The sequence below is a fragment of the Streptomyces sp. NBC_01520 genome (assembly GCF_045040375.1).
Lineage (GTDB): Bacteria > Actinomycetota > Actinomycetes > Streptomycetales > Streptomycetaceae > Streptomyces.
The window spans coordinates 6,761,751-6,783,388 of the sequence record NZ_CP109404.1 but is presented as its reverse complement, the minus strand read 5'-3'; the positions used below and the strand labels follow the sequence as shown (position 1 = coordinate 6,783,388).

At 68.0% G+C, this 21,638-nt stretch carries 13 protein-coding genes and 1 pseudogene; 5 read left to right on the top strand and 9 right to left on the bottom strand.

What is annotated here, in order from left to right; all coding sequences use genetic code 11:
* The first annotated feature begins 33 nt into the window (after positions 1 to 33).
* Both OG524_RS30575 and OG524_RS30570 read left to right on the top strand, forming a co-directional pair.
* The gene (locus OG524_RS30575; protein ID WP_405812052.1) at positions 34 to 3,207 is read left to right on the top strand and encodes an amino acid adenylation domain-containing protein; all 3,174 of its coding nucleotides are present in this window, start codon (positions 34 to 36) and stop codon (positions 3,205 to 3,207) included.
* Positions 3,208 to 3,367: 160 nt separating this feature from the next.
* A complete protein-coding gene (locus OG524_RS30570) occupies positions 3,368 to 3,871 on the top strand; it encodes a phosphopantetheine-binding protein (RefSeq protein ID WP_405812051.1) in 504 nt (167 codons plus the stop codon).
* A gap of 1,090 nt (positions 3,872 to 4,961) precedes the next feature.
* Here OG524_RS30570 and OG524_RS30565 read toward each other — a convergent pair.
* Both OG524_RS30565 and OG524_RS30560 read right to left on the bottom strand, forming a co-directional pair.
* Complete coding sequence (locus tag OG524_RS30565) at positions 4,962 to 6,533, bottom strand: amino acid adenylation domain-containing protein (protein ID WP_405812050.1); 1,572 nt, start codon at positions 6,531 to 6,533, stop codon at positions 4,962 to 4,964.
* Positions 6,534 to 6,813: 280 nt separating this feature from the next.
* The gene (locus tag OG524_RS30560) at positions 6,814 to 6,966 is read right to left on the bottom strand and encodes an MbtH family protein (RefSeq protein ID WP_405387480.1); all 153 of its coding nucleotides are present in this window, start codon (positions 6,964 to 6,966) and stop codon (positions 6,814 to 6,816) included.
* A 191-nt stretch (positions 6,967 to 7,157) separates the two neighbouring features.
* Here OG524_RS30560 and OG524_RS30555 point away from each other — a divergent pair.
* Positions 7,158 to 7,403, top strand: a pseudogene (locus tag OG524_RS30555) (TraM recognition domain-containing protein); the annotation flags it as partial.
* A gap of 576 nt (positions 7,404 to 7,979) precedes the next feature.
* Here the strand turns inward: OG524_RS30555 and OG524_RS30550 are convergent.
* The 4 genes from OG524_RS30550 to OG524_RS30535 all read right to left on the bottom strand — a co-directional run bounded on the left by OG524_RS30550 (position 7,980) and on the right by OG524_RS30535 (position 12,651).
* Complete coding sequence (locus OG524_RS30550; RefSeq protein ID WP_405812049.1) at positions 7,980 to 9,284, bottom strand: BNR-4 repeat-containing protein; 1,305 nt, start codon at positions 9,282 to 9,284, stop codon at positions 7,980 to 7,982.
* A 156-nt stretch (positions 9,285 to 9,440) separates the two neighbouring features.
* On the bottom strand, positions 9,441 to 10,742 hold the full coding sequence (locus OG524_RS30545; protein ID WP_405387482.1) for an ABC transporter substrate-binding protein: 1,302 nt from the start codon (positions 10,740 to 10,742) through the stop codon (positions 9,441 to 9,443).
* Positions 10,743 to 10,804: 62 nt separating this feature from the next.
* Entirely contained in the window at positions 10,805 to 11,725 is a 921-nt protein-coding gene (locus OG524_RS30540; protein ID WP_405387483.1) for a carbohydrate ABC transporter permease, read from the bottom strand.
* The gene (locus tag OG524_RS30535) at positions 11,725 to 12,651 is read right to left on the bottom strand and encodes a carbohydrate ABC transporter permease (protein ID WP_405387484.1); all 927 of its coding nucleotides are present in this window, start codon (positions 12,649 to 12,651) and stop codon (positions 11,725 to 11,727) included. Before OG524_RS30535 ends, OG524_RS30540 begins: the two co-directional genes overlap by 1 nt.
* Before the next feature lie 344 nt (positions 12,652 to 12,995).
* On the opposite strand from OG524_RS30535, the gene OG524_RS30530 reads away from it, so the two are divergent.
* Positions 12,996 to 15,284: an FAD-dependent oxidoreductase gene (locus OG524_RS30530; protein ID WP_405387485.1), complete on the top strand. Its 2,289-nt coding sequence runs from the start codon at positions 12,996 to 12,998 to the stop codon at positions 15,282 to 15,284.
* A gap of 64 nt (positions 15,285 to 15,348) precedes the next feature.
* Here the strand turns inward: OG524_RS30530 and OG524_RS30525 are convergent, their stop codons facing one another.
* The 3 genes from OG524_RS30525 to OG524_RS30515 form a co-directional block, all read right to left on the bottom strand.
* On the bottom strand, positions 15,349 to 16,137 hold the full coding sequence (locus tag OG524_RS30525) for an IclR family transcriptional regulator (RefSeq protein WP_405387486.1): 789 nt from the start codon (positions 16,135 to 16,137) through the stop codon (positions 15,349 to 15,351).
* A 201-nt stretch (positions 16,138 to 16,338) separates the two neighbouring features.
* A complete protein-coding gene (locus OG524_RS30520) occupies positions 16,339 to 17,361 on the bottom strand; it encodes an acetylxylan esterase (RefSeq protein WP_405387487.1) in 1,023 nt (340 codons plus the stop codon).
* 1,121 nt (positions 17,362 to 18,482) lie between these two features.
* Positions 18,483 to 18,803 (bottom strand): hypothetical protein, encoded by a 321-nt coding sequence (locus OG524_RS30515; protein ID WP_405387488.1) that lies wholly within the window; start codon positions 18,801 to 18,803, stop codon positions 18,483 to 18,485.
* 1,020 nt (positions 18,804 to 19,823) lie between these two features.
* Between OG524_RS30515 and OG524_RS30510 the strand changes: the two genes are divergently transcribed.
* The gene (locus OG524_RS30510; protein WP_405387489.1) at positions 19,824 to 21,395 is read left to right on the top strand and encodes an ABC transporter substrate-binding protein; all 1,572 of its coding nucleotides are present in this window, start codon (positions 19,824 to 19,826) and stop codon (positions 21,393 to 21,395) included.
* Positions 21,396 to 21,638 lie beyond the last annotated feature (243 nt).

Genomic DNA, 21,638 nt, shown 5'->3' with positions numbered 1-21,638 from the left:
GCCCAGTACGTCGGATTCGGAGATAGGAGCCTGATGCCCGGTCCCTGCATTCAGCATCTGTTCGAAGCTCAGGCTGCGCTGACGCCGGACGCCGTCGCAGCGGCCTGGGACGGCGGGACCTTCACCTACCGCGAGCTGGACCAGCGGGCCAATCAGTTCGCCAATCTGGTGGCCGCCGAAGGCATCGGGCCGGAGCGCCTGGTCGGCGTCGTCATGGAGCCGTCGCCGCGGCTGCTGGTCACGATGCTGGGGATCTGGAAGGCCGGCGGAGTGTATGTACCCGTCGATCCGTCACTGCCCCGTGACGTCGCCGAGGGGATGCTCACCGACGCCGGCACGGTCCTGCTCGTCCGGGACGGACAGATCACCGTGGCCCCCCCGGGACTGCCCGTGATGGACGCGGACCGGCTCGACCTGTCCGATCAGCCGACGACCGCTCCGGAGCCCGCCCTTCACCCGGAAAATCTGGCCTATTGCGTGTTCACCTCAGGCTCGACCGGCAAGCCCAAGCGGGTCGCGGTCCAGCATGCCAGCTTCGCCAACCACGCCCCGTCCCTCCGGGACGAGTTGCGGTTGGAGCCGACGGACCGGGTCCTGCAGTCCACGGCGATCGCCTTCGACGCCGCGCTGGAGGAGATCCTGCCGGCGTGGGCCGCCGGGGCCGCCGTCGTCATGCCCGGCAAACGGCAGTTCACCAGCGTGGAGTTCACCGACCTGATCAACCGGTTGGCCGTGACGATGGTGAGCCTGCCAAGCGCCTACTGGCACCAGTGGGTGGACGATCTGGCCGCCGGACTGGTGGGCCTGCCCGCCTGCTTGCGCATCGTGTTCATCGGCGGCGACAAGATCCATGTGGACAAGCTCGCCGCCTGGTACCGGATTCCCGGAGCGGAGAAGGTCGACTGGATCTCCGACTACGGGCCGACGGAGACCACCATCAGTGTGGCCCTTCACCGTCCCGAGGGCGTCGACGCGTCCGACCCTGATCCCGACGCCTACGCACTGGTTCCCATCGGGCAATCGTTCGCGGGCGCCGCACTCTACATCCTCGACGACGATCTGCGGCCGCTGCCGGACGACGAACCGGGCGACCTGTGGGTCGGCGGCCCGCCGGTGTCCCGCGGCTACCACGGCAATCCGGTCGCCACCGCTGAACGGTACCTTCCCGACCCCCGAGGCCTGCCTGGTTCGCGCATGTACCGCACCGGTGACCGCGCCAGCCGCCGGCCGGATGGAACGCTGGTCTTCCTGGGCCGCTCGGACCGCCAGGTCAAGATCCGCGGGTACCGTGTCGAGCCCGGCCAGGTGGAAAGCGCCGTACTGCACTGCGCCGGGGTCAAGGACGCGGTCGTCGTCGCGGTCGAGGATCCGCCTTTCGGATCCCGGCTCGTCGCCTACGTCGAGGCCGAGGCCGGCGTGTCCGAGGCGGCGATCCGCGCCGACGCCGCCGGCCGGTTGCACGAGGCCATGGTGCCCCAGACCTTCGTGCTCCTGGAGCGCATCCCGCGCTCGCCGCTCAACGGCAAGGTGGCCCGCTCCCAGCTTCCACCGGTCGCGCCGACGCAAGCCGGGCGCACCGGCCAGGCCGACGACGCAGGCGGGGCCGGGATGTCGACGCTGGAACGCGTCCTGGCCACCCTCGTCGGTGACGTGCTGGACGGCCCGCCAAGCAACCGCGACGAGAACTTCTTCGCTGCCGGAGGCGACTCGCTGCGGGGGCTGCGGCTGCTCAGCCGGGTCACCGAGGTGACGGGCGTGGCGTTGACGTTCGCCCAGTTGCGCGCGGCTCCGAACGTGGCGGGCATCGCAGCCGCGGTGAAGCAGGAGCACAGTCACAACGTCGCGGACACGGTGGTCCTCCCGTCAGGCGTCCGCGGCGACCGGCACCCCGCCTCGCGCGGGCAGCGGGCCCTGTGGTTCGTGGACCAGATACACCGCGGCTCGCCCACCTATGCGATACCGGTCTGCTACCGGATCCGCGGTCCCCTCGACCTCGATCGCCTCGACGCCGCGCTGACCGCGATCGTCACCCGGCACGAGGCGCTGCGCACGGTGTTGGAGTACCAGGACGGTGAGCTCCGGCAGCGGATCCAGACTGCGAGCCCGGTCCACACCGCTCTGACCGTCGCCTCCGACTTCGACGAGGCGTTCCGCCTCGCCGAGCTGGAGGCCGGGCGCCCGTTCGACCTCGCCACCGGCCCGCTCCTGCGGTCAGCGTGTTTCCGCGTCAATGCCGAGGAGCACCTGTGGCTGGTCGACGTGCACCACGCGATGTTCGACGCCTGGTCACTCGCCGTATTCTGGCGGGAATTCGGCGCGCTCTACACCGGTCGGCCCTTGCCCGAGCCGACCACCCAGTACGCCGACTACGCCGCCTGGCAGGAGCGCTGGCTGCGCAGCCCGGAAGCAGACAGGCAGCGGGCGTACTGGCGGGCCCAGCTCGCCGGGGACCTGCCCGCCACCGAACTGGGCTCCGCGCCCGAAACCGGGAAACGAGTCGGCACCGAGGGATTCGCCGTGGAGCTACCGCCCACTGCCATCGATCCGACCGCGCTGCAGCGCGTCGTCGGCACGTACGGCACCACGGCCTTCGCCGTTCTGCTCGCGGCCTTCTTCGCGACGCTGCGCCGGACCGGGGGCGTCGAGGAGACGGTGGTCGGCGTGCCGATGGCCTGCCGGAACCGGCCCGGTACGGAGGAAGTGATCGGCTATCTGGTCAACACGGTTCCGCTGCGGATGCACTTCACCGAGGGCATGAGCTTCCGCGAGCTGATCGCACGCACCGACGAGGCGCTGTCGGGGGCGCTGACCAACCAGGAACTGCCGTTCGCCGAACTGGTGGAAGGTTTGACGCGGACCGGTGGTGCCGGGGAGAACCCGCTGTTCCAGGCGATCTTTGCCATGCAGTCCACCCCCCTGGACGGTTTCGGCGACATCGAGGGCCTCGACATCGCCGAGCGGTTCGTCCACTCGCGGACCGCGAAGGTCGCGCTGACCTGGACCGTGCGGCAGGACGCCGCCGGAGTCGCGAGCGAGATCGAATACGCCGCCGACCGGTTCGACCAAGCCTCGGCACGCCATTGGCGGGAGACCCTGCTGGCCCTGCTCGCTGCCGGACTGGCCGGTCCCGGAACACCGATCGACGAGCTGCCGGTGCCGAAACCGGACAGGCCGACGGCACCGGCTCCCAGGACCATCCGTCGATGAGTAAACTTGCGGGTCCTGCGCAGTTGAGGCCGCTTCGACCGGCCGCAGCGAGCGTAATACGACGGGGAGGACAGAGTTGACAACTCCTGAACTTGCGACAAGTTCCCTTGCGGTCAGAGTCAGGCAGGTCATCGTCTCGACGCTCAACCTCCCGCTCGAAGTGGCCGACCTCGACAACGACCTTCCGCTTCACTCAGGCCCCATCGGTCTGGACCCATCTGCGCTTCGGCACATCATCACCGAACTTGAGCAGGAGTTCTCCGTCGAAATCGACGACGAGGCGATGACGTCCGCCGAACTGGTCGACGTCGGCAGCCTGGTGGACCTCATCAGCGGTGCCTTGCCAGCGGGTACCCGCTCACACCACGAGGTCGAACCGCAGGCCGCGCAGTTGACGGAGACGGAGCAACTGCTCGCCACGATATGGCAGAGGGTCCTCGGCGTCGACGAGGTGCACAGGGACTCGAACTTCATCGAGTTCGGCGGCAACAGCATGGACGCGTTCAAGGTCGCGAACATGATCAAGGAGACCTTCGACGTCTACATGCCGATGAAATCCATCATGACGTTGAGAACCCTCGGGGGCCTGGGGGCGGCGATCGATGCGGAACAGGCATCGGCGAACCCTCCAGCGCAGGACCGCACTGTGGTCACCGAGTGGTGAGACCGGATCGCTGGAACCGTTCGGTCACGGCGGCGTGACGATGTGTCCGGCAGATGCGCCGCCAAGGCAGCGAAGCTCCCGTTGGCGCGGGTGACCTTCCCAAGTCGCCTGCGTCGACGGGACTTCCATGTGCCGTCAGCATGCCACCGTCTGCCTGATCACATCGCCCGCCGGTCACCCACGCCGGCGGCGCGACTGGAGACGCCGGCCGCTCCACGGCACCGATACGGAAGGCCGCACCCGTTCGTGAGCGTGCTGCCGGTGGCATGCTCAGCGGTGGTGGCCGTGCTGCTCCTTCGCCAGGATCGGCCAGTGGGCGCGCAACGCTCCGCACCCTCCCCCGGCTCGGCGCCCGGACCCCCACGGCGTTCGGCGTCCGTCCGGCACCGAGCACGGCCACCGTCCGGCGCCTGACCAACCGCCTCTGCCCCAACGGCTCGGCCGACCGGCTGGGATGATGGCCGTCCTCTTGCCGGTGCGGCTGCCTCGTACGGCTTCGACGCCGACCGCAACCCCCACCAACTCCACGGCGCCTTCGACTGCCGGGTCACTCGCGTGCCGGGCAAGCCTGGCGCCCACGACATCATCGAGAGCGTCACCATTCAGACGTGCCAGCAGGCAGCCCAGGGTGGTCGCGCGTGGTGGACGGTGGAGCCCGATCCTTTCCCGCACCTCGGGAGCGGCGTCGACGGCACACCGGGCAATGCCGGCCGGCGTGGTAGTGCCACGCAGCACGGCGATCAGGGAGCCCAGCCGGTAGCGGCGTCCCCTCACCCGTCGCGGATCGGGGAGCCGGTCCAACACCTCGGACAGGTGCGGTGAGTTCGGACGGCTCGGCAGGCAGGTGCAGCGGGGCGGGGCGACGTCCTCGCGGTTGGCGCTGGAGAACGTCGATCAGGGAAGAGGGCACGCGAACGCGACCCCCTGTTCGTGATCAGAGGCTTCGAGAACCTTGATCACCAGGGTCGCGTCGTCGTGCCCGAGCATGGACCAGCGGGCCATCAGCGCACGTCGACACACGAGTTGCTCATCTCGCCGCGTGGAAACGCACGCGCCCTGCCGCGGGCCCCGGCTTCGCGTGAAGAGGCCGCTACGAAGTCGATTCGGCGGGAATTCTGGCCATAGCATCCAGCTCCGGCAGCGACGCCCTGTCGACCTTCCCGTTCGGCAATATCGGAAGACTATCCACAAGAATATAGCGCGCGGGGATCATGGCTCCGTGCAATCGACCCTGCAGAAAGTCGTACAGTCGCGCCACTAGCCCTTCGGCCGTCTCTGGCAGGGCGACAACATAGGCAACAAGAATCGAAGTGTCAGCCGACACAGCCTTCACGGCGACTGCCGCCGCGCTGACGTCTGAAAATTCAGCAAGAACCGCTTCGACTTCCGCAGTCTCTACTCGCACGCCGTGAAGCTTGAACTGCCCATCGCCGCGTCCGAGGTATTCCAGATCTCCACTCGGCAGCATCCGAGCAAGATCACCTGTCCGGTACATCCTGCTCCCCGGAACTCCGCTGATGTGATCAGCGACGAAGCGTTCGGAAGTCAAGGCCGGCGCATTGAAGTATCCTCTTGCGAGTTGAGGCGAAGCGATGTATATCTCACCGGCAACGCCGGCGCGAGCCAACATCAAGCGATCGTCGAGGACGTAGATCGTGACGTTTCCAGCTGGTTTCCCGATCGGCACATTGGCGGATACCACGTCAGCATCCACGCAGAACTCCATGGCGCCGACACCACCTTCAGTCGGCCCATATACATTCACGAGGCGTGCCCCGGTTTGAGACTTGATGGATTCCGCCAAGCTCCGACTAAGGGCTTCTCCGCACGACGCAATGGTACGCATTGACGGAATTTCCCGAAAAACTCCGGCCTCCGCATACGCCCGAAGGAGGGTCGGTACCGCGAGCATCAAGGTTATCCCGCGCGAATTGGCGTAGTCACGAAACACCGACGTGATGGTGGCGATATCGGTTGGAACGACCACCGACATCGCTCCCGAAATCAGGGCTACCGCCGTCTCCCACAACGCCGCGTCAAATCCGTTGGGAGTACGCTGCGCGATGCGGCCCGCCGGTCCGACTCCAAGAAACTCGGCCTCCCAGAGAAAGTGGTTGACAAGCGATCGATGAGGAAGTGCGACGCCTTTCGGCTTTCCCGTCGATCCCGATGTATACAATATGCATGCGAGCCGATGTGCGTCATCCGGCGTGCACTCGCCGTGGGATCGCGGATCCGCAAACGGCGCTTCGCGGCATTCAGTCGCCAGCGCACCCTCGCCCTCAATCGAATTCAACGGGATCAGCTCTCCGTCGAACGGAAGGAGCGATTCGGTATCCTCACGACACACCAGAGCGACAGCGCCTGAGTCACGCAGCACGTAAGTCAGCCTGGCCAACGGATATTCCGGATCCAGCGGAACAAAAGCACATCCGGCGATCATGACACCAAGAATGGCGACTGCATAGTCGCACGAGCGGGGCACCAGAACACCGACCGGCGATTCAGTTTCCAGCCCTCTAGCACGGAGTACCGCAGCCAAACGGCGGGCGCGGTTCACCAGTTGTTCGTAACTGATGCTCCCATCAGGGTCGGCGACCGCGATGGCCTCCGGGGACGTCTCCGCATGTTGGCAGATGAGCTTATCGAGGGTTGCGCTCATACTTCGAGGACGCTTAGGGCCACAGATCAGTGTGGATCTGGTCGGCTCGTCAGCGTGGCCATAACTGTCGGCATCCGCTTCGCCGGTCCGGATAGTCATCCGACCTCACACCTCTCTCATAAACTCGTTCTTTGCCACAATGCTGCAAATCGATCTTTATCTATTTCGCAACCTGGACTCGAGCGCACTGATTGCCGGAGGTGCGATCACTTGGTGTCGATATCGTCGCCTCGCATGACCCGTGCCAAACTCAACGGCCTCAGATCTTCCCAGTCCATCTCTATGTGATCCAGCAAGTGTCCCGACCAGAAGGACCATGGACAGCACGCCAGCCCGCCGGTGCGAGCACAGACGCCGGCCCTAGCGAATGCTGCCCTTCGGAGTTCGACAAGACCGTGAAAGATACGTCCCGGTCATCAAACGGGTTCGCCATGCCGCTCCTAGTGAGGTGCCGAGCCGTGCTCGGCGCGAGATCCGCTCATGCCTTCCGGCGATCTCGGTTCAACCCATGGCATGTGCCGGGTCTGCCACCATCTCAGGCTCTGACGGTAGCGGAGACCGAGCCAGTTCGTCAGCGATCTGATCGAGACGGGAAGTTCTTGTGGACCGACGGGCGAAGGTGGGGGCCAGAAGGTCCGGGGCGACGCCGGCATGGACGCCATGTGGTCCGCCTCGGCTGTAAAGGTCATCGGCTCCGGCATCGACGATCCCGACTTCGCAGACAAGTTGTCCCGGTTGATCGGCGATCACGACGTCGAGACCACGTCGACCTCACACCCGGAATCCGGCAAGTCCACCTCGGTCGGCATGCGGCAGGAGCGGATCCTGCCCGCCGACGCCATCCGCGCCCTTCCCAAGGGCAGGGCCCTGTGGGGTTGTTGTCGGTGGCGGCGGTGTCCAGGGCGGCGGTGAGGGTGTCGTGTTCTGCGGTCAGGACCTGGACCCGGCGGGTGAGGGTCTTCAGAGCGGTCAGGAGGGCGACGCGCGGTCCGCCGCCGGTGGGACGAAGTCGACGGCGGTCACTGTGCCGTGGGCGTTCAGGAACGCGATCGCCGCGTCGTATCCGGCCGCCGTGGTCGGGAACTCGGCTCGGCGACGTGGCCGCCCCGATCGGTGATGACCGCGAAACGTGGATCGTGTCCGCGTGGGAGTCCACTCCGCCGAACACCGCGCCCTGTTCGGTGGCGGCGTGATCGTCACGGTCATCCTGGCAACTGCCTTCCCGGGCCGGAGGTGACGCCGGCCGAGTGGGTCGGACAGGACATTGAGAGGGCCTCTGGCCAAGCTCCTGTCACCGAAGTCCGGCTGGAGTACGAGAGACGCCGAAGTGTGCGGAGAGCGCCGCCCCGGCCGCAGTGATCTTGTCCCGGCCCGCGACCTGAACCGCTGCGCCGTCCGCACGGCCGTGACCTCCCCCGAACGGACGGCGACGAGCGCCACGACTCCTCAACGGGTCGCGTAATAAAGGGTGTTGTGTGCGGTGTCCGGCAGGTAGAGCACATCGTGACCGTCCGAGTCCCGTCGCACCGCAAGCCGGTCCGCGCTCACGCCCGGCGTGACGGACTGCGCGGTCCAGGCTCCGTCCGCCGACTGGGTCGCGGAAAAGACCCGGTCGGCGCCCGAGGTGGTCACGTAGTAGATCCGCTTGGTGTCCGTCTCGTCCCAGGTGATGCCGAGGGCGGCCGCGGTCTGCCCGTCGGCGTACACGGTCTTGCCGACCCAGCCGCCACCGCTCGGATAGGCGTAGTACACGCGGAAGTGACCACCGCTGTCCGCCGAGCGGTAGCGGTAGGCGATCTTCGGGGTGGAGCCGTCGAGGGTGAGCTTGGCACTCTGCACCGCGGGACCGGTGTACGCGTTGTCGGCGCTCCACTCCTCTCCCGCGGTGAGGTCCTGGACGACGTCGGAGGTTGCGGGCGTGACCGGGGTGGTGACGGTCGTGTTCGTACTGTCCGCGAAGGAACCGGTCGACGGGTCGTAGGCCAGGTAGGAGAGCTGGTGGCGGAACGCGGTCGCCGGCGCCTTCGCCCACTCGTAGAGGAGGTGCACGCGGCCGGAGGCGTCCACCGTGAGGTCGTCGGGGTACACCGAGCGGTACAGCGCACTCGCAAAGGTCGCGACGACGCTCCAGCGGGAGTTGGCGTTGTCCCAGCGGTACAGCTTGCCGGGGCGCCGGTCGGAGCCGGTACCGACGCGGGCGGCCAGGTACAGGTCGCCGTTGGGCGCGGTGGTGACGACCGGGTAGGTGATGCCAACACCCTGATCGGGCAGTTCGGATGCGTGGTCGGTGACGTCGCCGCCGGGGGCCTCGGTGCGGAAGTAGCGCCAGGAGTTGGCGTGCATGGAGGTGAAGACGTGCAGGCGGCCACTGCCGTCGCGGGCGATCGACGGCTGGTTGTGGCCGTTGTCGTCGGGGAACTCGGCCTGCTGCCCGTCGCTGTTCAGCAGCGGCAGCCGGCTCCAGGCCCCGTCCGGGTCGCGCCGGGCGATGGCCGGCCGGTGCGTCGCGGCCGTCGAGCCCGGCTCGTTGAAGGCGAAGTACGTGTACTGACCGCGGCCCTTGTACGTGGCGACCGGCGTCCACCAGGCGGCCTGGTTCGACGCGTCCATCGCGTACGGGACCTTCTCGATCACGGTCGCCGCGGCTGCCGTGGTCTGCGCGGTGTCGGCCCCGGCGGCCGGGGCGGGCAGGAGGAGAGCGGCCAGGGCCGCAGCCGAGGCGGTGTACGTGCGTACCGTGGGGCGTCGCAAGATGAGCTCCTTCGCGGGTGCGTGTGCGGGCGTGGGAGGTGACGCGGACGGCAACGGCCCGAGGGCCGGCCGGCGCGGTCGTCGTGCGGGTGGGGTAGGGAGCGGGGCCCGGCGAGGCGTGCGGCGCTCGCCGGGCCCGGACCACGGCGTTCGGCCTCAGCGCTTGATGAGCGCGGCGGCCTCCTCGCCGGCCTGCTTCATCGCGTCCTTCGGCTTCGTCTTGCCGACGAGGACGGCCTGTACCTGCTTGGCGACGGCCTCTTCGATCTGGGCGTTCTGCGCGAACTGCCAGAAGGGGCTGCCGGTCGCGGTCCTGGTGATCTTCTGGGTCCACTCCGTGGTGAAGGTGTCCTTGGCGACCTCAGGAGCGGCCAGGCCCGCTGTGGTGGACGGCGGCAGTGCGCGCGCGGCGAAGTACTCGGAGGTGGTGGCCCGGTCGGTGGTGGTGTGCAGAGCGAACTCGGTCGCCGCGTCCTGTCCCTTGCCCTTCACGATCGCGATCACACCGCCCCACAGCAGCGCCTGCGGCGTGTCCCCGGCCTTGAGCACCGGACGCTCCATCGGCTGCATGGCGCCGGCCAGCGACTTGTCCTTGGACTGGGCGGAGGTCACGCCCTTGCCGATGATTGCGTCGTCGTAGAAGGCGGCCTTGCCCTGTCCGAAGAGGGCGCGCGCGTCGAAGCGGTCCACGTCGGCGGCGATCAGCTTCTCGTCATGCAGCTTCTTGTACCAGGTGACCGCGTCGACCGAGGCGTCGTCGCCTATCGTGACCTTCCCGCCGTCGAGCAGCTTGCAGCCGAAGGTCTGCATCCACGGGAAGATGTCCTTGAGCTGCGCGACCTTGGTGGCGGCGGCGTACGGCACGACTCCCCCGCCGAGCCCCTTCAGCTCGCGCAGCGCGGCCTCGAACTCCTCGACCGTGGTGGGGTGCTTCTTGATCCCGGCCTTCCCAAGGAGCTGGGAGTTGGCGATCACACCGATCGATCCGGTGTTCCACGGCAGCCCGTACTGCTTGCCGTCGTACACGCCGCTCTTCAGCGCCACGTCCGTGTAGCCGCCCTTGCCGGCCACCGGTCCGAGGTCGACCAGTTTGCCCATCTGTGCCATCGCGGCGAGCCAGGCGATGTCGAGGTGCACCGCCCCCGTCGTCTCCCCGCCGCCCAGCTTGAGCGTGAGCTGGCTCAGGTACTCGTTGTACGGGTACGAGACCGCCCGGATCTTCGACTTCTCGGTCTTCTCCCATGCCGCGATGATCTTCTCGATCGAGGGCTTGGCGGCCTCCTCGTTGAGCGACCAGGAGGTGAAGTCGAAGTTCTTGGACTTCGGGTCACCGCCGTTGGACGGGGAGCCGGCGCCGGACGGCGCACAGGCGCCGAGCACACCGGCGCCCGCTGCACCGAGCGCGCCGATACCGAACATGCGCAGCGCGCCGCGCCGGCTGATGCCAGAGGTGGTCATGATCTCTCCATGGGAGTGTGCGGGAGGGGAAGTACGCGAGGGTGCGGGCCGAACCAGCGGGTTCAGCTCTTGACCGAACCGGCGGTCATACCGCCGACGAGGTAGCGCTGCAGGAACATGAAGGCGACGATCACGGGGACCGACACCACGAGCGAGGCAGCCATCAGCTGCGGCCAGGCGGTCTGGAACTCGCCGATGTAGGTGGAGACGAGCCCGGGGGGCAGGGTCTGCTTCTCCTTGTCGGCCAGGGTCAGCGCGAAGATGAAGTCGTTCCAGCCGCGCACGAAGGCGAAGAGCCCGGCGGCGATCATCCCCGGCGCGGCCAGCGGCGCCACGATCGAGTGCAGCGTCCGCCACCGGGACGCGCCGTCGATGGACGCCGCTTCCAGCAGGGCGTCCGGGATGGTGTCGAAGATGCCCTTCAGCATCCAGACACACAACGGCATGGTGAACGTGGTGAAGGAGAGCACCAGGGCGCTGTACGTGTTGAGCATGCCGAAGCTGGAGAAGACCGTGTACAGCGTCACCAGCAGAAGCGCCTGGGGGAACATCTGGGAGGCCAGCACCAGGTGCATCAGCGAGCGCCGGCCCCGGTAGCGGAACTTGGAGAACGAGTAGCCCATGTACGTGGCGACGACCACGCTCAGCACGGCGGTGATCGAGGCCACGACGAGCGAGTTGACCATGTACTTGATCAGCTGCTCGTTCTCGGCCAGGGCCGTGAAGTTGCTGAGGGTGAGATCGGTGGGTATCAGCTTCGGCGGGAACTGGAAGGTCGACTCGGGGGTGCTCAGCGCCGTGGCCAGCAGCCAGTAGACCGGCAGCAGACCGAAGGCGCCGATGACGACGACCGCGCTCCAGGCGGCGATCCGCGAGCGCAGCAGGTCCTTGCGCATACGGCGCCGGGTACCGCGCCCGGCCTGCGTGGCGGACGGCTGCGGCCGGTCGACGGCGGACAGCGGGGTGGAGGTGGTGGAGGCCATCAGGCGTCGCCCTTCCGCTCGGTGATCCTGAGGTAGACGGCGACGAGGAGGAGCAGGAGCAGCATCCACAGTCCGCCCAGCGCGGTGGCCCGGCCGATGTCGAAGCCCTTGAAGGCCGTCTGGTACACGGCTGTCGCGAACGTCTCGGTGGTGCCGGCGGGGCCGCCGCCGGTGAGGACGTAGATGGTGTCGAAGTGCTGGAAGTTCCAGATGAACTCCAGCAGCAGCACGATCGAGGCGACACCGCGGACCTGCGGCCAGGTGACGGCGAAGAAGCGCCGGACCGAGCCCGCTCCGTCCATCGAGGCCGCCTCGTGCAGTTCCTTGGGCACGGTCTGCAGACCGGCCAGGAGCATCACCATCATCCAGGGGAAGCTGGCCCAGGTCTTGGTGACGATCACGGCGAGCATCGCGGTGCCGGGCCGGCCGAGCCAGGCCACGGACTCATCGATGATCCCGGCCTCCATGAGGACGCCGTTGAGCACCCCGTAATTCGCGTTGAAGATCCACATCCAGAGGAAGGAGACCACCACGCCCGGGATCACCCAGGGGAACAGGAACAGGCCGCGCAGGAAGCCGCTGCCCTTGAGTCCGGTGTTCAGGGCGAGCGCGAGCGCGAAACCGATCACGAAGGGGACGAGCGTCGCGCCGACGGTGAAGATCAGCGTCTGCTCGAGGATGGCGAGGAAGTTGCCGTCCAGCCAGTAGGTGAAGTTGTCCAGGCCGACGAACTCCCGGCCCGGAAGCCGCAGATCCTGCCTGAAGAAGCCGGTGAACAGTGCCGACAGCAGCGGGTAGAAGATGATCGCCGCGAACAGGGCGAGGCCCGGTGCGGTCAGCAGCAGGGCGAACGCACCGTTGGAGAGCCGCCCCCCGCTCCGCTCGCGGGGCGGGGGCGCCTTCTGGGGAGGTGCGGCCGTACTCATGGGTCTGTCCTCTCAAACGGTGGCGGGAGCGCCGTAGCCCTGCGCGAACGTCGCCCCTGCTGCGATGAATGCAAGTTGCAGCATGCGGGATCGTTCTCCATATCGTGCGATGGCGTCAACCCTTTTCGTCGGTGAATCACCGATTCTGTGCAGGACCTGGAACAAGGCCCACCTGCCCCGAACTTGCACTCCGGCGTCACGACGGCCAGGTCGGTGGCCGCAACCGGAACTTACAGCGCAACCCATAGGTTGAACAGTGGTTGCACAATATGGATGTGATGTACGTTCAAGCCCGCTCCGCCGCGTCGGGGAGTATCCGAGCTTCACACCAAGGAGGCCGCACCGTGCGGGAAGAAGAGGTCCATTACGACATCGCCGTGATCGGCGGGGGATTGGCGGGGACCTGCGCGGCCATCGCTGCAGCCCGGCTCGGCCGACGCGTCGCCCTGGTCAACAACCGGCCCGTCCTGGGTGGCAACGCCAGCAGCGAGATCCGTGTCTGGGTCTGCGGCGCCACCGCACACGGCGTGCACCGCTGGGCCCGCGAGACCGGGATCATGGGCGAGTTGTACACCGAGAACCAGTACCGCAACCCCGAGGGCAACCCCTACTACTGGGACCAGGTCGTCCTCGACGCCGTCCGCGCCGAACCGAACATCGACCTCTACCTCAACACCGACGTACGCGAGGTCGACGCGAGCGGCCCCGCCGACAGCCGCGAGGTGCACTCCTGCACCGGCTGGATGATGGGCTCGGAGCGCCGCATCACCTTCCGCGCACGCCAGTTCCTCGACTGCACCGGAGACGGCCTGGTCGGCCACCTCGCCGGTGCCCGCTACCGCATCGGCCGTGAGGCGCAGTCCGAGTTCGACGAGCCCTGGGCACCGTCCGAGGCGGACCGGGCGCTGCTCGGCTCGACGACCCTCTTCCACACCAGGGACACGGGCCGGCCGGTGAAGTTCGTACCGCCCGCCTACGCCAAGGACTTGTCGACCACACCCATCCTGCGCAACCGCATCCTGCGCACCGGCGACAACGGATGCGACTACTGGTGGATCGAATGGGGCGGCGAACTCGACACCGTCCACGACAACGAGCGCATCCGCGACGAGCTCCAGGCCGTGATCATGGGTGTCTGGGACCACATCAAGAACTCCGGCCTGTTCCCGGACGCGGCGAACCTCACCCTGGAATGGGTCGGCAGTCTTCCCGGCAAGCGCGAGTACCGCCGCTTCCTCGGCGATCACGTCCTCACCCAGCAGGACATCCTTCAGCAGCGCCAGTTCGAGGACCGGATCGCCTTCGGCGGCTGGTCGGTCGACCTCCACCCGGTGCAGGGCATGTACGCCGAGGAGCCCGGCGCGCGCCAGCGGTACGCGGACGGCATCTTCCACATCCCACTGCGCTCCCTCTACTCGGCGAACGTCACGAACCTGCACTTCGCCGGGCGCAACATCTCCGCCACCCACATCGCTTTCGGGGCCACCCGTGTCATGGCCACCTGCGCGACACTCGGCGAGGCTGCGGGTACCGCCGCGGCCCTGTGCGTCTCCGAGAACCTCACGCCGCGGGAACTCGCCACGGAACGGGCGGAACTGGTGCGCCGGACCCTGCTGCGCCAGGACGCCTCCGTGATCGGCCTCGCCGACGAGGACCCCGGCAACCTGGCGCGCACGGCCCGCGTCACCGCCTCGTCCTGCCTGACCCGTCTGGCCGCCGAGCCCACGCAGGACGCGCCCGGCACCCCGTGCCCCCTCACCCGCGACCTCGCCCTCCTGCTGCCGGTCGACCCCGCGCTCGACACGGTCGACCTGCTCGTCCACGGCGCCCCTGACGACCGGCCCCGCGAACTCACCGTGGAACTGTGGAGCACGGGCCTGCCCGAGAACGCTGTCCCCGCCGACCACCTCCTCACGACCACCGTCATCGTCCCGCCGGACGGCCCCCACTGGGTCACGGCCCGCCTCGGCCATCACCCTGACACGCCCCGGAACGCGATTCTCGTCGTCCGGGCCTGCGCCGACACGGCCCTGGTCCTTCTCCCCGAACGCACCGACGGGGTCCTCGCCCTGCGCAGGAAGGTCGAGGGGGACGCGGGCGTCGACCACGACATCCCGGAGGAGGACGGCCAAGCGGTCCTGGAATGGCAGGCCCGCGGCCTCCGCCGGCAGACCTTCGCCTTCCGGGCGGCCCCCGCCACCAGGGCGTTCCACCCCGAACGGGCCGTAGGCGGATACCAACGTCCCTACGGTGGCCCCAACATGTGGTCCTCGGCGCGGGAGGACGACGCCCAGTGGCTCCGTCTCGACTGGCACGGCGAGCAGGAACTCACCGAGATTCGCCTGGTCTTCGACGATGACGTCGACGAGTACCTCAACAATCTGCACCGCCACCGCACCCCGTACGAGGTCATGCCGGAACTCGTACGCGACTACCGCGTCCAGAGGTGCGACGCAGCAGGTACATGGCACACGGTCCTGACGGTGACGGACAACCGGCGCCGCCACCGCGTACACGCGTTGAAGGCCCCGGACGGCGGCCCCGTACGCACCGACGCACTACGGCTCGTGGTCGACGCGACGCACGGGGCACGGCACGCGCACGTGATCGCCTTCAAGGCGTACGGCGCATAGCCGCACGGCGAAGGGGTCCGGTGGAAGCCGGTCAGCCTCCACCGGACCCCTTCGCCCGTGTACGTCAGAGCGCGCCGAGCGCCTGACTGGTGGCGTCGGCGGCCTCGATGACCTCGCGTACGAGGGCGAGGCGCTGCCCCTCGGTGTCGGAGCGGTCCCCGAGCACCGAGGTCGGGCCCCAGAGGGAGATGGCCGCGACGATCTCCCCCGAAGCGTCCCTGATCGGTGCGGCAAGGGACGCACGCCCCAGGGCGCGCTCCTCGGCCTCGACCGCGTAACCGGTGCGCCGGACGGTGTCGATCTCGGCGTCGAGGAGGTCGTGACTGGTGGTCGTGTACTCCGTGTGCGCGTCGAGAGGATCTCCCAGCAGCTTGCGACGCTCTTCGGGGGTCAGAGCGGTGAGCAGGCACTTGCCGATGCTCGTGGCATGCAGCGGGGCGGTGTGTCCGGCCTGCGTGTAGGACTTGGGGGCGCGCGTGCCCTCGAAATTGCACAGGAACATCAGCTCGCCACCGCGGCGTACGGCCACGTTGGCCCCGAGCCCGGTGCGGGTGGCGAGGCCCTGGAGCACCATGCGGGCGGCCCGGTGCACGGGGTGGCGGTTGGTGGCGGTGGCAGCCAGGGGGAGAAGGCCCAGGCTGAGGCGGTAGAGGTTGCTGACCGGATCCCGTTCGACCATGTCGAGGCGTTCCAGGGTGGACAGCAGGCGGGAGGTGGTCGAGGAGCCCAGTCCGGTGAGCTCGGCGACGTCGGAGACACGGAGTTCGGCCCGGCCGGAGTCGAGTGCGCGCAGCACCGATACCGCTCGTTCGACGCTCTGGTTCGTCCCTGAATCAGTCGCCCGCGTAGCCATGGCCCTCCTCGTTCTGCAAATGCCTTGCACATTCTGCATCAGCATATCGCGCCTGGTCGAGCCCGGACCTGAAAATCAGCGACCGTGGCAGTTCCGCGACGTCCTGCGGGCCGGACGTCCGTGACGTCGCGGAACCACCAGGTCACAGGGCAGGAACCCGTGAGGACCTCGGCCCTGCGGAGCCGGTCGTGCGGCGGACGGTCAGGCGGTGGGGCGCGGCACCATGGGATCCGGCCCCGACAGGAAGCGTCGCTGGGCCTCTTCCAGGGCCGCCGCCTCGGCCCGCTCGCCCGGGTGGTCGAAGTGCCCCGCCCGCAGAACCACGAGTTCGCGCGGCCCGGCCAGCGCGTTGTGCACCGCGAACTGCCCGGGTGGGGGTACCGATGGATCGAACAGGGCGGCGCCCACATGTACGGGGATCTTGAGGTGCCGGGCCGCCGTCGCGGCGTCGAAGTACGCGAGGACATCCAGCACCGAGGGTTCCTCGGCGAGCCGCGTACGCACCGACTCACCGCTGCCCGTGCACGGAAGTGTCACCCGGAGCGGATGGTTTCCGAAGGTCGGCACCGTCAGGCCGGCGGCATGGAAACGGTCGTCCCAGGGGAGTGCCAGCGCCCCGATGCCGCCGCCGAAACTCGTGCCCAGGTACGTCAGCCGTCCGGCAGCCTCCGGCACCAGCCGCTGCAGCGCCGTGGCCGCGCACCAGACGTCCGCCACGCATCCGCCGATGAGGTACGACTCCCTGGCGCCGATGCCGTGCAGGACGTGCCCCGCCGACTTCGAGGGAACGCCGGGCAGCAGGCTCCGCGTCCCGAGCCCGCGCAGACAGGGCCAGATGGTCGCGGTCTCCGGCGGGGACTGCCAGGGATCCGGAGCCTCCCGGCCTCCGTATCCGTGGGTCGCCACACAGCCCTGTGTGACCCGGCCGTCGGCAGGGACGGTCAGCCACCCGCCGATACGGACGCCGTCGGCGGACGTGTACGTGACGTCGGCAATCTGCATGCCGTCCACCGTGGCCCAGGGCCCCTCGATCCGAGGCGCCGTGTCGATACGCAGCGCACTCGCATAGCGCTCTCGCCAGAAGTCGGCGAAGTCGTCCGGGCCCGGCGGCGCCTTCACCGCGAGGAGGCGCCGCAGGTCGTAGCCGTGGGCGGGATCGAAGGGAAAATCATGGGGCAGCGAGCCGAGTTCGCCGGTGTCCGTCGTGAGCGGATGGGTGGACAAGATCTCTCCTTGTTCGGTGTGCGAAGTGACCAGCACGTCCACCGGAAGGGTTCCCGGCGCGACGCGCCCTGTCCTGTCGGCGCCGAACCCCCCGTACCGGGCCTGGCCCGCCGACTCGACGGTCATGTCCCGCTGGGCGGTGTGGTCACGGGCAGCTGTTTCGATGCGAACGGCGGTGGCCGGTCCAGGGCGACGGAGCGGAGGAGGCCGGGACGACGCAGGTCCGTCGTTCGCTCTCCCGGTCCAGGCCGGTCGGGCGCTGCCGTCGGCCCGCCGTGCGGCGAATCCGTCGCCGCCCATCAGCCCGAGGACCTCGCGGCGCCCGCCGGCGGAATCCCCATCGTGATCACCATCGCCCGCGAGACCATACGGTGATCGACCTGCGCCTTGCAATAAGGAGACGCAGCGGCTGAGGCACGTGGTTTCGAGGCTGCGTCAACGCCGGCGCGCTCCGCGAGGACGTGGTACCCGGTGGCGAGCAGCGGGCCCGCGCAGAGACCCGTGTTCTTGGCGAGGGCATGCGCACGGGCGGGTGGGAATCCCGGCCGCCTTCGCGATCCGCTGCTCCTTGCTCATGGCGTCCGGCGCCGGGGCCAGGACCTGGGCGAGAGCAGGCCGGCGCCCGCTTGCCCCACGGGCGGCTCAGGAATGCTGCACGAGCATGACGGGGTCGGCCCTCTGGGATGGTGAACCACCGCTGCCGAGTCCGGTCGTCAAGGGCAGCCAGGCCGCTTCTTCCGGATCACTGCCGCAGGGGCGGGATGTCAGTGCTGCGTGGGAGAGTCCTGGGCATGACGCGGGGCCAGGGCTCGGCGGGCCGGCCGCCGAGTTGCTGCTGGTGCCGGTCCACCGCCAGACCGCAGAGGTGTGGCGGCCGAGAGACGGCGCGGTGGCCGTGCCCGTCGAGGCCGCACTCTGGGCCGAGCCGGCCTTCCCACGCCACCGGACCCGGCGGCCGGCGTGGAGCGCGACGATCCACCTGCCGCCGCACCCGCGACTGCCGTTCCGGCCGTCCGGCGGTGCGTTCCGGCACACGCCGGCGCGGATGCCCGCCGTCCAGGAACCATGGCTGCGGGCAATCCACGACCGCAGGTGTCGACCCGTCAGGGTGCCCGGTGGACTTATACGTTGGGTTCGACGTATACGGCGTGACCGTGGAGAAAGCTACCGACCGCCTGGCGTCCAGGCCGGTCCACGTTCCACTCCCCCGGCAGGGCCTCATCGCAGAAGACGCGGACGAAGTCCTCCTCGCGCACGATGTTGAGCTGCCGGCAGGCGGGGCACCGCCGGAACACCACCTCGCGCGTGAAGCTCGGCGGACGAACGATCCCGGCTTGGCCCAGGGCCTCGGCAACAGCCGGCCACGAGCTGACGTCCAGGCAGTAGCCGGTGGACTGGTTGCTGAGCCCGTCGACCGCCCACCGCCCGAACTCATCGAGCACTCACCCCTGTTATGGGCAGCCTTGACCTGTGCAGTCGTGTGACGGGCGATTCACCCTTCGCGTCGGGCGACGGTTCCGGCCGGCGCCTCGCCCGCAGGCCTGTCCGCCGGCGTTTCCTTGCCCGTCCGGCATGACGGACCGGCGCGTTGCCGGCGGCGCCGGGCCCGTCATTGAGCCGGAGGACGAACCCACGGAGCGAACCCCCGGCCGGGAACCATGTCCTCGCGCCAGTACCTCAAGACGGTCCCCTGCACGATATCGAGCCGCTCCGCGGAGACCAGGCAGGTGACGGGGTCCACCCCGCCGGAGTCCGCTTCGAAGCGACCACCACGGGTGGGCATCCACCGAACCGGCGGGAGAGAGGCGGCGGTTCCTCGGATGTGACTGTGCGGAAGACGGGATCTTCGAAGTCCGCGGGGCGGCAGACGAGGGCCGGGTTGGTGAAGGTCGGTTCCAGGTCGTGGTGGCAGGTGATGTCGGCCCCTCGGCAAGCCGGAATCAACCACCGTTCCAGGCGAGGACATTCCAGTCCCACCCGGAAACTTCGGGCAACTCGATTGCGATATCCGATCGTCCGGCGTTCACCTGAGGACCCTCAATCTGTTCGTATAGACCGACAGGTTATACAGAGGTACGAAGCATCCGGCTTGAAGGGGTATATCGCCGAGGTATCCGGACAGCCCAGGTCACAGGGCTGAATCCAGGGGCTTCACGGGCTGCTGGATGAAGATTTTTTTCGTACGATGTGACAGCGCGCATCGCGGTATCCAAGTAGATTGCCAACATCACCACGAGATTGATATCGACCTGCCAACTGCAGTTCACCGACCGGCATTTGGCGGTCAGTCATCATGTAAAGAGTTCCTGGCGAACACCGAGTCCGGCAGCCCGTCGGTCCGCAATCGAGCCCGGTCGGGCCGACAGTGCTGGACGGTCGCGGTGTTCGCTGTCGTTTCCGACTGATCCGGTTGTCCGGGGACACCCCCCCACGCGGCCGGCCGAGAGCATGAGGAACGTTCTGTGAAGGTTCGTACGAGGCGGCCGAGCACCCTGATCGCCGGGGGACTGGCAGCGATGTTATTGACGGCTTGCAGCACCCAGGGCTCCGAGAGCAGGATGGTCGTCGGGATGTCCGACGACATCCTCGCCACGGATCCGGCCTCGGGATACGACCCGGGGTCCTGGCTGCTGTTCAACAACGTCTTCCAGTCCCTGCTGAGCTTCCCGCCCGGAGCGTCCACTCCCGTGCCGGAGGCTGCCGAGGAGTGCAAGTTCTCCGACGGCAGCAGAACGTACACCTGCACCTTGCGTGACGGGCTGAGGTTCAGCAACGGCAACAGGCTCACTTCGGCGGACGTCAAGTACTCCTTCGACCGGACGATCAGGATCAACGACCCGGCGGGCCCCGCGCCGCTGCTCTCCACGATCTCGTCGATCAGCGCCCCGGACGACGAGACCGTCGTCTTCCGCCTCAAGGTGCCCGACGCGACGTTCCCCAGCAAGATCGCCTCGGGGGGCGGTTCCATAGTGGACCGCCAGGTCTACCCCGAGGACAGGCTGCTCGAGGGTGACAAGGCGGTCGGTTCGGGTCCCTACAAGCTGAACTCCCTCGACAAGGGGAAAGCCGTCTTCTCGGTCTACTCGGGCTATCGCGGAACCGCCGAGGTGAAGAACTCGGGCGTGACCCTGGAGCTCTTCCGAGGTAACCAGCAGGCCCTCCAGTCGGCTCTGGAGAACGGCGACGTCGACATTGCCTACCGCGGCCTCAGCGCCAAGGCGATAGCCGCTCTGGATACCTCGTCCACCGCGGAGAAGGGCGGCATCGAGGTGGTCCAGGGCAACAGCGCCGAAGTCCAGCACATGGTCTTCAACGTTGACGACCCGGTCGTCGGCAAGCTCGCCGTCCGGAAGGCCATCACCTACCTCGTCGACCGCCACTCCCTGGTCAGCGAGGTCTACCAGTCCACGGCGGCACCGCTCTACTCGGTCATCCCTGTCGGCATCACCGGCCACGGCACCTCCTTCTTCGACACCTACGGGGACAGCCCGAAGCCGAAACAGGCGAAGGCGGAGCTGCAGGACGCCGGTATAACGGACAAGGTGAAACTCACCCTCTGGTCCACCCCGAGCCGGTACGGGCCCGCTACCGACGACGAGTTGCACACCATCGCCGATCAGCTGAACCAGAGCGGGCTCTTCGACGCACGCATGGAGTCCGTCCCCTTCGACGAGTACGAGAAGGGCATCGCCGAAGGCAAGTACGGCATCTACGTCAAGGGCTGGGTGCCGGACTACCCCGATCCGGACAACTTCACCCAGCCGTTCTTCGGCGAGGGCAACGTCCTGTCGAACAACTACGACAACGAGGAGATCGTCGACCGGATCATCCCGCGGACCTCGTCCATGACGGATCGTGCGAGCACCCGGCAGGAGTACATGAAACTGCAGGACATCGTGGCGCAACAGCTGCCGATTCTGCCGCTCTGGCAGGGCAAGCAGTACGCGGTCGCCCACGAGAACGTCCGAGGCCTGCAGAACTGCCTGGACACCTCGACCGTCTTCCGGTTCTGGGAACTCAGCACTGCTTACTGAGGCGTGTCGCAGAAGTGGATCAAGCTCTGCGGTGATCAACGTGTGGGGCGCGAAGATGCAGCGAACGTCGAACGGGCCGGAGGCATGGCGCCGGTCCGCGAGAGCGTCCGGACGGCCTCCGGTCCGTTCCACGCGTCAGCTGATGGGCGGCACACGGAAGCGAGCGGGGACACCTCGTCGCGGAAACGAAGTCAGCGCCCCAGGCGGTCGCTCCACGGATGCCGGATTCAGTGAGCGTAGAAC